Raw genomic sequence first — 12,918 nt, 5'->3', positions numbered from 1 at the left:
GTCAGGCCCCCGCGATCGATGCTGACAGGCGCGTCGTGAGTTCGCGGATCGCGTCGACCAGCTCCGGCGGGTCCTGGACCTCGAAGGGCAGGCCGAGGATGCCGAGGTACAGCGCGACCTGGTCGAGCGAGTTCGCGCCGGTCTCCACCAGCGTCGTCGCCTCGTCGATCGGCGTCACCGACGCGACGTTCGGCCCGTAGCGGTCGGCCACCTCCGCGGCGGGCGCGTGCACCAGGATGCGCGCCCGGTAGCGGTAGCCGCCGTACGCGACCCCTTGGTTGGTGGTCGCCAGCTCCGGCACCTCGCGCGGGGTGAAGCGCGGGCCGGTCGGGATCCGCGGCGCGATCCGGTCGACGCGGAACGTGCGCCAGTCGTCGCGGTCGACGTCCCACGCGACGAGGTACCACCGGCGCCCGGTGTGCACGAGACGGTGCGGCTCCGTCGTCCGCGTGGTCGCCGTATCGTCGTGGTTGCGATAGTCGAAGCGCAGCCGCTGATGGTCGCGACTGGCGGCGGCCACGGCCAGCAGCACGTCGGGTTGCACAGACGGGCCGCTCGCGGGTGTGACCGTGATCTGCTGGAGCAGCTCGATGCGATAGCGCAGGCGCGACGGCAGCACCTGCTCCAGCTTCGTCAGCGCGCGTACCGATGCCTCTTCGGTGCCGGCCACGGTTCCTTGGGCGGCCGCGCGCAGCCCGACTGCCACCGCGACGGCCTCCTCGTCGTCGAGCAACAGCGGGGGGAGTGCGGCTCCCGCGCCGAGGCGGTAGCCGGCCACCCCGGGGACGGCATCGACCGGGTAGCCCAGGTTGCGCAGCTTGTCGACGTCGCGCCGTACCGTCCGGACTCCGACGCCGAGCTCGCCGGCCAAGGCGGTGCCGCTCCACTCCTTGGGTTGCTGCAGGAGGCTCAGCAGTTTGAGCAGTCGTGCGGACGTCTCGATCATGTTGTCAGTCTGCCAGCCAGCTAGGACTGAAGCTGTCCTAATCGGCTGTCAGAGTAGAGACATGATCAAGCCGTTCAGCATCGACATCCCGCAGAGCACCCTCGACGACCTCGCCGCCAAGCTGGCGAGCGTCCGCCTCCCCGCTCCGTTGCCCGGCGACGACTGGGACACCGGCGTCCCGGTCTCCTGGCTCGCGTCGCTGGTCGACTACTGGCGTACGTCGTACGACTGGCGCGCCGCCGAGAAGGAGCTGAACTCGTATCCGCAGTTCACCGCCGAGATCGAGGGCCAGCGGATCCACTTCATCCACGTCCGGTCCGCGGAGCCCGACGCGCTGCCGCTGGTCCTCACGCACGGCTGGCCCGGGTCGATCGTCGAGTTCCTCGACCTGATCGGGCCGCTCACGGACCCGGTCTCGTTCGGCGGCCAGGCGTCGGACGCGTTCCATGTGGTGATCCCGTCGTTGCCCGGGTTCGGCTTCTCCGGGCCGACGGCGGACGGCGACTGGACGTTCCCGCGGATCGGGCGCGTCTGGGCGGCGCTGATGGCGGAGCTCGGCTACGAGCGGTACGGCGTCCAGGGCGGCGACCTGGGCGGCTCGGTGTCGCCGGAGGTCGGGCGGGCGGCGCCGTCGCACGTCGTCGGCGTCCACACCAACGGCGGGACGAACCTGCCGCCGCTGCAGATGTCCGAGGAGGAGCTGCAGACGCTGACTCCGCTGGAGCAGGACAAGATGGCGCGGATCGGTCAGTTCATGAAGGACGAGTTCGGCTACATCTCGATCCAGTCGACCCGGCCGCAGACGTTGGCGTACGGGCTGGTCGACTCACCGGTGGCGCAGCTCGCCTGGATCATGGACAAGTTCAAGGCCTGGACGTATCCGGCCGAGACCCTGCCGGAGAAGATCATCAGCAAGGACCGGCTGCTGACCAACGTGATGATGTACTGGCTGACCGGCACCGGAGGCTCGGCGGCGTACATCGGCTACGCCCAGCCGCGCTCCTGGGCGCCGCGCCCGAGCTCCGGCGTCCCGACCGCTGTCCTGGCAACCGCCCACGACGTCGCGATCCGTCGGTACTGCGAGACGTCGAACAACGTCACCCGCTGGACGGACCTCGACCACGGCGGGCACTTCGCAGCGCTCGAGGTCCCGGAGGAGCTGGTCGCGGACGTCCGCGCCTTCTTCCACGACCTCCGCGGCTGACCCGCGGACGCCCACCCGTCAGATGCGTCAGCTGAAGTCGGTCGACGTGCTGAGGTGGGCCCAGGTGGCGGCCTCGTCGGCGCGGGAACGCGACGAGCTGTCCGCAAGGGTGAGGGCGTCGGTGCCGAGCAGGAGCCGCAGCGGCGGGTTGTCGAGCGCGACGATCTGAAGGATCGCCTGGGCCGCCTTCGCGGGGTCGCCCGGCTGCTTGCCGTCCATCTCGATCCGGCGCCGGTGCATCTCCCCGACGGTGGTCTCGTAGTCGGGGTGGACGTCGGCGAGCTCCATCGACGACCCGCCCCAGTCGGTCCGGAAGCCGCCCGGCTCGACGATCGTCACCTTCACGCCGAACGGGCGCACCTCGTTGTTCAGTACCTCGGAGAAGCCTTCGACGGCGAACTTCGCGGTCTGGTACGCGCCCATCCCCGGTGTCCCGCCGGCGCGGCCGCCGATCGACGAGAACTGCAGGAAGTGCCCGCTGCGCTGCTCGCGGAACACCGGCAGCGCGGCCTTCGTCACGTTCACGACGCCGAACAGGTTCGTCTCGACCTGCGCCCGGAAGTCGTCGTCGGCCATCTCCTCGATCGACGCGCTGTTCGCGTAGCCGGCGTTGTTCGCCACCACGTCCAGCCCGCCGAACTCCTCGACCGCCGTCCGGACGGCGGCCCGTGCGGCGCCGGCGTCCGTGACGTCCAGCGCGACCGCCCGGAGCTGGTCGCCGTACTTCGCGGCCAGGTCGTCGAGTTGCTCGGGTTTGCGGGCGGTGCCGACGACGCGGTCGCCGGCCGCGAGCACCGCCTCGGTCAGCGCGCGACCCAGGCCGCGCGAGCTGCCGGTGACCAGCCAGATCTTGCTCATGTTCCGTTCCTCACTAACCGTTCGGTTGGATGACCTCTATCTAACCAACCGGTTGGTTGGAAATCAACTAACCAGTTGGTTGGTAAGCTCGCCGTATGCAGCAACGGAACGCAGACCGGACCCGGGCCCGCATCCTGGAGGCCGCCACCGAGGAGTTCGCGGCGCGCGGGATCGCCGGCGCCCGGGTGAGCCGGATCGCCGAGGTGGCCGGCTGCAACAAGGCGATGCTCTATGCGTACTTCGGGAACAAGGACGACCTGTTCGACGCGGTGTTCAGCGCGTCGCTGGAGAAGTACCTGGACGAGGTCGGGTTCGACGTCGACGACCTGCCGGCGTACGCGGGGCGGGTGTTCGACTACTTCGAGGAGCACCCGGACCGGTTGCGGCTCTCGGTCTGGTACCGGCTCGAGCGGCCGGACGGGCGTCCGCTGGAGGCGATCGTCGCGGTCAACCAGAGCCGGCTGGACGAGCTGCAGCGCGGCATGCGCCGGCGGGCGGTGCCGAAGCGCTTCACCCCGGTCAGCCTGCTGTCGCTGATCCAGGCGATCGCGACGAGCTGGTCGTCGATGAATCCGGAGCTCGGCGTCGAGCTGCCGGACCCGGCCGTGCGGCGGCGCGCGGTGGTGACGGCGGTGCAGCAGATTCTCAGCTGATTCATTGGCCGGCCCGATGGAGTTCTCAGCCTGGCGAGCTCTACTCGAAGGCAGAGGGAACTGGCCGAGGAGGGCGACAGCAGATGAACGAGAGCGCTGGACCGGGAGAGTACAACGGGCCGCAGCACGGCGGGCAGCAGTACCCGCAGTACCAGCAGGTGCCGCAGCAGGGGCAGCCGTACGGACCGCAGTACCAGTACGGGCCGCAGTACGGGCCTCAGTACGGTCCCCAGTACGGGCCGCCGCAGTACCCGTTCGGGGGGCAGCCTCCGGCGCCGAAGAAGCGCGGACGGCGGCTGCTCGGTGCGGGGGCGCTCGGGCTGGCCGCGGTGCTCGTCGCCGGTTCGGTTGCCTGGGGCCTCGACCAGCGGGCCGGCACGAACAGCTCGCAGCTGTCCCAGAAGGCGTTCGACGCGGCGGCCGTGGCAGCTCAGGTGTCGCCGGGACTGGTCGATGTGAACACCGTCCTCGGCTACCAGAACGCGCGGGCGGCCGGTACCGGCATCGTGCTCACCTCCGACGGCGAGGTCCTCACCAACCACCACGTGATCGAGGGTGCGACGTCGATCACCGTGACGGACATCGGCAACGGCAAGACGTACAACGCGAGCGTCGTCGGGTACGACGAGGCGCACGACATCGCCGTCCTGAAGCTGAAGGACGCGTCCGGCCTGCAGACCGCGAAGACCGGGAACTCCGACCAGGTGAAGCTCGGCGACCAGGTGGTCGGCGTCGGCAACGCGGGCGGCGTCGGCGGGACGCCGAGTTACGCGGCCGGGAAGGTGACCGGACTCAACCAGGCGATCACCGCGACCGACGAGAACGGGCAGGACCCGGAGAACCTGACGAACCTGATCCAGACCGACGCGAACATCCAGGCCGGCGATTCCGGCGGGCCGTTGGCGAACGCGAACGGCGAGGTGGTCGGCGTGGACGTGGCTGGCAACGGCGGCAACAACGGCGGGCAGGGCCGGCCGGGACAGACCGCGGCGTCCACCGCGCAGGGCGCCACCGCGACGCTCGCGGCCTGGGGTGACGGCGGCACCGGCGACGGCAACGGCTTCCCGTTCGGCAACGGCGACGGGACCGGTAACGGCAACGGCTTCGGTAACGGCAACGGCTTCGGCAACGGGTCGGGCGACGGCTCGGGCGACGGGTCCGGCAACGGATCGGGCCAGGGCAACGGCTCGGGGCAGGGCGACGGCAGCGGGACGACGACCGAGGGGTACGCGATCCCGATCAACCAGGCGCTCGACATCGCCGACCAGATCGAGAACGGGAAGGCGTCGGCCGACGTCCACATCGGTGACTCGGCGATGCTCGGGATCTCGGTCGTGCCGACCACCGGTACCTCCGGCGCCGTCGTCGGCGACGTGGTCGCGAACGGCCACGCGGACGAGGCCGGGATCGAGGCGGGCGACGTGATCACCTCGTTCGCGGGGCACACCGTCGAGTCGCCGGACGCGCTGTCCGGGCTGCTCAACCAGCAGCACCCTGGCGACAAGGTCGAGGTCGGCTGGACCGACCAGGCCGGCCAGACCCACAAGGCAACCATCGAACTCATCACCGGCCCGGTCCGCTGACCCAGCGCTCCCCTCGCTGCAGCGGACCGTCGAGATCGGGCCCGAGCGCTCTCTCCCCCTCGGAGCGCCGGGCCCGATCTCTCGTTCGCGCCCGTTACACGAACCCGGCTCGCCACGTGGGGTGGGTGGGGGTCCAGCCGAGGGTGCGGGCGTGGGTGTTGGAGGCGCCGCGGGCCCACGGGGTTCGTGGACCGGCGTACGACGGGGTGGGCGCGCCGGCCGATTCGGCGAACGCCGGGGCCCACGCATCGGCAGGAGCCGGCTCGTCGTCGACGACGTTGACGGGGCCGGACGGCCAGGACAAGGCGGCGACAGCCGCGCCGGCGGCGTCGTCGACGTGGAGGAAGCTCGTCACGTCGGGTCCGGCGGGGAGCTTGCCGGCCGCGGCCAGGTCGGCCATCAGGCCGCCCTTGGTGTACCAGGTGCCGGGCCCGTAGAGCATTCCGTAGCGGAGGACGACCCACTCGGGTGCTTCGGCGGTGATCGTCTCGAGGGTGGCGACGGCTTCGACCGTCGTACGGCGGTGGGGGTCCGTGGCGTGCAGGTCCAGCGGGGTGGCCTCGGTCGCGGGCGTCGGACCGGGCTCGTAGGCCCACGCGATGCTCTGCGCGACGATCCGCCGTACGCCTGCAGCGAGCGCGGCGTCGACCAGGTTGCGGGTGCCCTCGCGGCGGAGCCGGCTGTTCGCGGCGAAGTCCCGCGATCCGAGGTCGGTCAGCTGATGCATCACCACCTCCGGCCGCGCCGCCACGACGAACTCCCGCAGCCGCTCCGCGTCGTACACGTCGCCGGCGACGGTCGTCACGCCGTCGACAGCCGAGGCTCGACGGCTGAGCGCGGTGACCTGATGCCCGTGGGCGACCAGGAGCGGGACGAGGCGGCGGCCGATTGCGCCGGTCGCGCCGGCGACGAAGATCCTCATGCGCACCACCGTAGGTAACTGTCCACCGGTCACCCTGGTCCAATCGGTGAGCGGTTTCCCGGTCCACTTCCGGATGGGGTGAACGAGCGTTTACGATGCCTCGAGTAAACAACTGTTCACCACTGTGAGGACTCCGCCGACCGTGCCCGCTCGCCCCCGCCTGATCCTTGCCGCGCTCGCGTTCTGCGGCGTCCTGGTCTCGATCAGCCAGACGATCGTCGTCCCCCTGCTCCCCGAACTGCCCGCGATCACCCACAGCCCGGCGTCCGACGTCAGCTGGCTGATCACGGTCACGCTGCTCACCGGCGCGGTGTTCACGCCGCTGCTCGGCCGCGCCGGCGACATGTACGGCAAACGCCGCGTGCTGCTGATCGCCCTGTCCTCGATGGTCGTCGGCTCCCTGCTCTGCGCGAGCAGCTCGAACCTCAGCGTCCTGATCGTCGGCCGCGCGTTCCAGGGCGCCGCGGTCGCGGTCGTACCGCTCGGCATCAGCATCCTGCGCGACGAACTGCCGCCGCGCCGGGTGATCCCGTCGATCGCGATCATGAGCTCGACCCTCGGCATCGGCGCCGCGTTCGGCATCCCGGCCGCGACGCTCGTCGTCGAGTACGCGAACTGGCACACGATGTTCTGGATCAACCTCGGACTCGGCCTGCTCGACATCGTGCTGGTGCTGCTGATCGTGCCGGAGTCGGCCGTTCGCACCAGCGGCCGCTTCGACGTGGTCGGCGCGCTCGGCCTCAGCGGGTTCCTGGTCTGCCTGCTGCTCGCGGTGTCGAAGACCAGCACCTGGAGTACGCCGACGATCGTCGGTCTGTACGGCGCCGCGGTGCTGCTGATCCCGTTGTGGGGCTGGTACGAGCTGCGGACCACCAGCCCACTCGTCGATCTCCGGGTGTCCGCGCGGCCCCAGGTGCTGTTCACGAACCTCGGCGCGTTGCTGATCGGCTTCGCGTTCTACGCCAACTCGTTGTCCACGGCCCAGCTGGTGCAGGAGCCGACCTGGACGGGGTACGGGCTGGGCGAATCCATCGTGGTCAGTGGCCTGTGCCTCCTGCCCGGCGGTGTCGCGATGGTGCTGCTGTCGCCGGTGTCCGCACGGATCTCCGCCGCCCGCGGGCCGCGGTTCACGTTGGCGATCGCGTCCGTGATCATGGCGGCCGGGTACGTCGTGCGGCTGTTCACCAGCGGCAACGTCGCGGGGATCGTCGTCGGCGCGACGGTGGTGAGCGCCGGAACGGCCGTGGCGTACTCGGCACTTCCGGCGTTGATCATGCATGCTGTGCCGGTGACCGAAACGGCCGCCGCGAACGGACTCAACACGCTGATGCGCACGATCGGGCAGGCGATCTGCAGCACGATCGTCGCGACCGTGCTCGCCAATATCACGCTCACGAACGCGGGCCGGGTCGCGCCGGCGCTGTCGGCGTACCTGATCGTGTTCGTGATCGCGGGTGTCGCGGCCCTGGTCGCCGCCGGGCTGGTGCTGCTGATCCCGGTCCGGCGTCCCGCGCCGGCGTACGAGGTCACGACGCCGTGACCGATCCGGGGCGGACCGCGATCCTCCGCGCGGCGCGGAAGGCGTTCGCGCGCGAGCCGTACGACGCGGTCACGCTCCGCGGGGTCGCCGCGGACGCGGGGGTCAGCGCGGCCCTGATCGTCAAGTACTTCGGCGGCAAGGAAGCGCTCTTCGAGCGGGTCGCGGACTTCACCGAGGCCGCCCAGCTGCTGCTCGGCGCGCCGAACGAGCGACTCGGCGAGCACGCCGTCCGCACCCTGGTCGGGTACCGCCGCGAGAACGACCAGGATCTGCTCGTCCGCGTCGTGTTCGCGGCCGGCAAGGGCGACGAACGCGCGTTGATCCGTGAACACTTCCGCGACCAGGTGACCCGGGCCTTCGCCGCCCGCCTGACCGGCCCGGACGCCGACTTGCGGGCCGGCCTGATCACCGCCCACCTGCTCGGCCTCGGCGCCGCGCTCGCGATCGACAAGACCGGCCCGATCGCCGCCGCCGGCCTGGAAACCGTCGTCGCCCTCTACGCGCCGGCGGTCCAGGGTCTCATCCACTGATTGAACGCCCGTCCTAGAATGTGGACAGGGCACTTGGCGTCAGGTGTGACGCCACTAACATGGAGCATCCAGGCCGAGAGGCGCTGCAACGGACCCAGGTCCGCCACGCTCGACCTGGAGCACCGACTGCAAGGGCGCCTCCGGAGAGTTCTTCTTCTGGAGGGGTTGGCAGATGAGTGAAACCGCGCTGCGGGAGCTGCTGGATCAGCGGATCGCGGTCCTCGACGGCGCCTGGGGCACGATGCTGCAGGGCGCCAAGCTGCAGACCGCGGACTTCCACGGCGATCGGTTCGGCAACCACACGCACGACGTGACCGGTGACCCGGACCTGCTGAACCTGACCCGGCCGGACCTGATCCTCGACGTCCACCGGCAGTACCTGGCGGCCGGCGCCGACATCACCACCACGAACACGTTCACCGCGACCAGCATCGGCCAGGCCGACTACGGCCTGCAGGACTACGTCCGCGAGATGAACGTCGCCGGCGCGCGGCTGGCCCGCCAGGCCGCCGACGAGGCCGGCAACAAGTTCGTCGCCGGGTCGATCGGCCCGCTGAACGTGACGCTGTCGCTGAGCCCGCGGGTCGAGGACCCGGCGTACCGTGCGGTGTCCTTCCAGCAGGTGAAGGACGCGTACGCCGAGCAGATCGCGGCGCTCGCCGAGGGCGGTGTCGACCTGCTGCTGATCGAGACGATCTTCGACACGCTGAACGCCAAGGCCGCCGTCGCCGCGGCCCGCGAGGTCGCGCCGCAGCTGCCGTTGTGGATCTCGGTGACGATCGTCGACCTGAGCGGCCGGACCTTGAGCGGGCAGACCGTCGAGGCGTTCTGGAGCTCGGTCGAGCACGCCGACCCGCTCGTCGTCGGCGTCAACTGCTCGCTCGGCGCCGCGCAGCTGCGCCCGCATGTCGCCGACCTCGCGCGGTTCGCCGGCACCTACGTCGCCTCGCACCCGAACGCCGGCCTCCCGAACGCGTTCGGCGGGTACGACGAGACGCCCGACCAGACCTCGGCGCTGCTGCAGGAGTTCGCGGAGTCCGGCCTGGTCAACATCGTCGGCGGCTGCTGCGGTACGACGCCCGCGCACATCGAGCGGATCGCCGAGTCGGTGCGCGGCCTCGCGCCGCGCGACGTCGTACGGACCGACCACACCACCCGGTTCTCCGGGCTCGAGCCGTTCAGGATCGGGCCGGACACCGGGTTCGTGATGATCGGCGAGCGGACCAACGTCACCGGGTCGGCGAAGTTCCGCCGGCTGATCGAGGGCGACGACCACCAGGCTGCGGTCGACGTGGCGCTGGAGCAGGTCCGCGGCGGCGCGAACCTGCTGGACGTGAACATGGACGCCGACCTGCTGGAGAGCGAGCAGGCGATGACCACGTTCCTGAACCTGATCGCGACCGAGCCCGAGGTGGCCCGGATCCCGATCATGATCGACAGCTCGAAGTGGTCGGTCCTGGAGACCGGGCTGAAACACGTGCAGGGCAAGGGCGTGGTGAACTCGATCAGCCTGAAGGAGGGCGAGGACGAGTTCCTCGCGCACGCCCGGCAGATCCGTGACTACGGCGCCGGCGCGGTCGTGATGGCCTTCGACGAGCAGGGCCAGGCCGACACGGTCGCGCGCAAGGTGGAGATCTGCGGCCGGGCGTACGACCTGCTGACCGGGATCGGCTTCCCGGCCGAGGACATCATCTTCGACCCGAACGTGCTGGCCGTCGCCACCGGCATGGCCGAGCACAACGACTACGCGAAGAACTTCATCGACTCACTGCCGCTGATCAAGGCGCGCTGTCCGGGCGTGCACATCAGCGGCGGCATCTCGAACCTGTCCTTCGCGTTCCGCGGCAACGACATCGTCCGCGAGGCGATGCACTCCGCGTTCCTGTACCACGCCGGCAAGGTCGGCCTGGACATGGGCATCGTGAACGCCGGCCAGCTCGCGGTCTACGAGGACATCCCGAAGGACCTGCTGGAGCTGGTCGAGGACGTCATCTTCAACCGCCGCGACGACGCCACGGACCGGCTGGTCGCCTTCGCCGAGAACGTGAAGGGCAAGGGCAAGCAGCGTGAGATCGACCTGACCTGGCGGGAGGGTTCGGTCGAGGAGCGGCTGTCGCACGCGCTCGTGCATGGCATCGTCGACTACATCGAGGACGACACCGAGGAGGCGCGGCAGCAGCTGCCGCGGCCGCTGGAGGTCATCGAGGGTCCGCTGATGGCGGGGATGAAGATCGTCGGCGACCTGTTCGGCGCGGGCAAGATGTTCCTGCCGCAGGTGGTGAAGAGCGCGCGCGTGATGAAGCGCTCGGTGGCCTACCTCGAGCCCTTCATGGAGGAGGAGAAGGAGCAGGCCCGCCGCGAGGGGCGCGCGGAGATGGTCCGCGGCCAGGGCAAGGTCGTGCTCGCGACCGTGAAGGGCGACGTCCACGACATCGGCAAGAACATCGTCGGCGTGGTGCTCGGCTGCAACAACTACGAGGTGATCGACCTCGGCGTGATGGTGCCGGCGGCACGGATCCTGGACACCGCGGTGGCCGAGGGCGCGGACGCGGTCGGCCTGTCCGGGCTGATCACGCCGTCCCTCGACGAGATGGTGTCGGTGGCCGACGAGATGCAGCGGCGCGGGCTGAAGCTGCCGCTGCTGATCGGCGGCGCGACCACGTCCAAGCAGCACACCGCGGTCCGGATCGCCCCGGCGTACGAGAACACCACGGTGCACGTGCTGGACGCGTCGCGGGTGGTCGGTGTGGTGTCCGACCTGCTCGACGCCGACCGCGCCGTAGAGCTTGCCAAGAGCAACAGCATCGAGCAGGAGCGGCTGCGGGAGCAGCATGCGAACAAGCAGCGCGCCCCGATGCTGACGCTGGCCGAGGCGCGGGCGAACCAGGAGCCGGTCGAGTACGGCGAGCTGCCGATGCCGGCGTTCACCGGGCTGCGGCACGTGTCGCCGTCGATCGAGACCCTGCGGGAGATGGTCGACTGGCAGTTCCTGTTCCTGGCCTGGGAGCTGAAGGGGAAGTACCCGGCGATCCTGGAGCAGCCGGTGGCGCGGGAGCTGTTCGACGACGCGAACACCTTGCTGGACGAGATCATCGCCGACGGGTCGTTCACCGCCGAGGGCGTGTACGGGTTCTGGCCGGCGCACAGCGAGGGCGACGACATCGTCCTGGACGGACTGGACAGGTCGTTCCCGATGCTGCGCCAGCAGACCGCGAAGCCCGCCGGCCGGGCCAATCGCTGCCTCGCGGATTACATCGCCCCGGCCGGGGACCACCTCGGCGGGTTCGGCGTCGCGATCCACGGCGCCGAGGCGCTCGCGAAGTCGTACGAGGACCGCAACGACGACTACCGGGCGATCATGGTGAAGGCGCTGGCCGACCGGCTCGCCGAGGCGTTCGCGGAGTGGATCCACCTGGAGGCGCGGCGGGCGTGGTTCGAGCCGGACGCGGAGCCGGTGCTGGAGGACCTGCACGCGGAGCGGTTCCGCGGTATCCGGCCGGCGCTCGGCTACCCGGCCAGCCCGGACCACACCGAGAAGCTGGACCTGTTCGAGCTGCTCGGCGCGGACAAGATCGGGCTCGGGCTGACCGAGTCGTTCGCGATGACGCCGGCGGCCGCGGTGAGCGGGCTGATCTTCGCGCACCCGGCGTCGCGGTACTTCAGCGTCGGACGTCTCGGCCGCGATCAGATCGAGGACTACGCCGTCCGTCGTGGGCTCCCGGTCGCGGAGGTGGAGCGCTGGCTGCGGCCGAACCTGGCGTACGACCCGGAGTGAGCGGCGTCATCGCCGGGTCCTGAGTGAGCCGCCTGAGCAGCGGATCCACCTTCTCGGCGACCGTCCGGACGGAGTCGGCCGCGAGCTCCGGCTTGCCCTGCTCGACGGCCGCGGAGAAGTCGCGCCGCAGAGTGCCGAGCGCTCGCCAGTGCTCGCCCTCGGACAGTTCGTCGGTGCCCGGAAGCAGCGAGATCACTGCTTCCCAGCGCTGGTCGGATTTCACCGACAGCATCCAGTCGGAGAGTGCGGCGAAGTCCTCGGGTCCGGCCGGCGTACCGCCTTGCTGCCGGACGACTTCGGTCAGCAGCGCCCGGGCCGCCGCCGTGGCCGCCGGATCCCGGCCAGGGAAGGTGAGGTCCGGCACCTGGTCGGCGGGGAGGAACTTCGCGGACTCGGTCTTCGGCCAGACCTCGGCCAGGCGTTCCTGCGTCCAGACGTCGGCCAGACCGGTGTCGAGCGCGGCCTCGACCTCCCAGATCCCGCCGATGTGGTCGGGCTCCGGGCTGCTCAGTCCGGCCGCCTGGGCCGTCATGTACGCGGTCGCCTGCACCAGCTTCGCCTGGTCCCGCACCGGAAGCCCTGCCGCGCTGCGGGCGTGTGCGTCGCGGATCGAGTCGGCCTGGTCCTCTGGCAGGAACAGCGGGATGCTCAGCTGCCGCAGGTCGTCCTTGGGGTCGCGCGGCGTCCATCCCGCAGGCTTCTGCACGATGTCGATGCCGCGCCAGCGGATGGGGCGGTTCGTGGTCTCACTGACGGCTTCGGCGACCGAGTCCGTCCAGGAGAAACACGGATCGTCGGGGTGGATCAGACCAATAGCCATTGTTCTCCTCGGTGAGCCCGGCGCAGTCAGCGTAGGGGCGCGCCGGGTTCACCGGGGCGATGTCACACTTCGACGCCCGGAAACCTC

At 70.4% G+C, this 12,918-nt stretch carries 10 protein-coding genes and 1 riboswitch; of the genes, 6 read left to right on the top strand and 4 right to left on the bottom strand.

Annotation, left to right across the window (positions count from 1 at the left end; all coding sequences use genetic code 11):
* Position 1: 1 nt before the first annotated feature.
* Complete coding sequence (locus AB0I12_RS09770) at positions 2-946, bottom strand: YafY family protein (RefSeq protein WP_359927091.1); 945 nt, start codon at positions 944-946, stop codon at positions 2-4.
* Positions 947-1,007: 61 nt separating this feature from the next.
* Between AB0I12_RS09770 and AB0I12_RS09765 the strand changes: the two genes are divergently transcribed.
* Positions 1,008-2,150, top strand: a complete 1,143-nt coding sequence (locus tag AB0I12_RS09765; RefSeq protein WP_359927088.1) for an epoxide hydrolase family protein — start codon at positions 1,008-1,010, stop codon at positions 2,148-2,150.
* 27 nt (positions 2,151-2,177) lie between these two features.
* Here AB0I12_RS09765 and AB0I12_RS09760 read toward each other — a convergent pair whose 3' ends face one another.
* Positions 2,178-3,008, bottom strand: coding sequence for an oxidoreductase (locus AB0I12_RS09760; RefSeq protein ID WP_359927086.1), 831 nt, complete (start codon positions 3,006-3,008; stop codon positions 2,178-2,180).
* A gap of 95 nt (positions 3,009-3,103) precedes the next feature.
* Between AB0I12_RS09760 and AB0I12_RS09755 the strand changes: the two genes are divergently transcribed.
* Both AB0I12_RS09755 and AB0I12_RS09750 read left to right on the top strand, forming a co-directional pair.
* Positions 3,104-3,661, top strand: coding sequence for a TetR family transcriptional regulator (locus tag AB0I12_RS09755; RefSeq protein WP_359927083.1), 558 nt, complete (start codon positions 3,104-3,106; stop codon positions 3,659-3,661).
* Between the two features lie 83 nt (positions 3,662-3,744).
* Positions 3,745-5,244 (top strand): trypsin-like peptidase domain-containing protein, encoded by a 1,500-nt coding sequence (locus AB0I12_RS09750; RefSeq protein ID WP_359927080.1) that lies wholly within the window; start codon positions 3,745-3,747, stop codon positions 5,242-5,244.
* 94 nt (positions 5,245-5,338) lie between these two features.
* Here the strand turns inward: AB0I12_RS09750 and AB0I12_RS09745 are convergent, their stop codons facing one another.
* On the bottom strand, positions 5,339-6,166 hold the full coding sequence (locus AB0I12_RS09745) for an NAD-dependent epimerase/dehydratase family protein (protein ID WP_359927077.1): 828 nt from the start codon (positions 6,164-6,166) through the stop codon (positions 5,339-5,341).
* Positions 6,167-6,308: 142 nt separating this feature from the next.
* Between AB0I12_RS09745 and AB0I12_RS09740 the strand changes: the two genes are divergently transcribed.
* The 3 genes from AB0I12_RS09740 to metH all read left to right on the top strand — a co-directional run bounded on the left by AB0I12_RS09740 (position 6,309) and on the right by metH (position 12,011).
* Positions 6,309-7,706, top strand: coding sequence for an MFS transporter (locus AB0I12_RS09740; protein WP_359927075.1), 1,398 nt, complete (start codon positions 6,309-6,311; stop codon positions 7,704-7,706).
* Positions 7,703-8,236 (top strand): TetR family transcriptional regulator, encoded by a 534-nt coding sequence (locus AB0I12_RS09735; protein ID WP_359927072.1) that lies wholly within the window; start codon positions 7,703-7,705, stop codon positions 8,234-8,236. Before AB0I12_RS09740 ends, AB0I12_RS09735 begins: the two co-directional genes overlap by 4 nt.
* Before the next feature lie 69 nt (positions 8,237-8,305).
* A riboswitch (S-adenosyl-L-homocysteine riboswitch) is annotated at positions 8,306-8,383 on the top strand.
* A 25-nt stretch (positions 8,384-8,408) separates the two neighbouring features.
* Positions 8,409-12,011: a methionine synthase gene (gene metH / locus AB0I12_RS09730; protein WP_359927069.1), complete on the top strand. Its 3,603-nt coding sequence runs from the start codon at positions 8,409-8,411 to the stop codon at positions 12,009-12,011.
* Here the strand turns inward: metH and AB0I12_RS09725 are convergent.
* Positions 11,896-12,831, bottom strand: a complete 936-nt coding sequence (locus tag AB0I12_RS09725) for a hypothetical protein (RefSeq protein ID WP_359927067.1) — start codon at positions 12,829-12,831, stop codon at positions 11,896-11,898. The two genes, metH and AB0I12_RS09725, sit on opposite strands and share 116 nt — an antisense overlap.
* Between the last annotated feature and the right edge of the window lie 87 nt (positions 12,832-12,918).

Origin of the sequence: Kribbella sp. NPDC050459 (assembly GCF_040655315.1) — a bacterium.
Taxonomy (GTDB): domain Bacteria; phylum Actinomycetota; class Actinomycetes; order Propionibacteriales; family Kribbellaceae; genus Kribbella.
This window is presented reverse-complemented; position numbering and strand designations above follow the sequence as displayed.

Bases quoted from the DNA above. Each gene is read 5' to 3' on its own strand.
- AB0I12_RS09765 (WP_359927088.1), top strand. From the start codon at position 1,008: ATGATCAAGCCGTTCAGCATCGACATCCCGCAGAGCACCCTCGACGAC.
- AB0I12_RS09750 (WP_359927080.1), top strand. From the start codon at position 3,745: ATGAACGAGAGCGCTGGACCGGGAGAGTACAACGGGCCGCAGCACGGC.
- AB0I12_RS09755 (WP_359927083.1), top strand. From the start codon at position 3,104: ATGCAGCAACGGAACGCAGACCGGACCCGGGCCCGCATCCTGGAGGCC.
- metH (WP_359927069.1), top strand. From the start codon at position 8,409: ATGAGTGAAACCGCGCTGCGGGAGCTGCTGGATCAGCGGATCGCGGTC.
- AB0I12_RS09725 (WP_359927067.1), bottom strand. From the start codon at position 12,831: ATGGCTATTGGTCTGATCCACCCCGACGATCCGTGTTTCTCCTGGACG.
- AB0I12_RS09770 (WP_359927091.1), bottom strand. From the start codon at position 946: ATGATCGAGACGTCCGCACGACTGCTCAAACTGCTGAGCCTCCTGCAG.
- AB0I12_RS09745 (WP_359927077.1), bottom strand. From the start codon at position 6,166: ATGAGGATCTTCGTCGCCGGCGCGACCGGCGCAATCGGCCGCCGCCTC.
- AB0I12_RS09760 (WP_359927086.1), bottom strand. From the start codon at position 3,008: ATGAGCAAGATCTGGCTGGTCACCGGCAGCTCGCGCGGCCTGGGTCGC.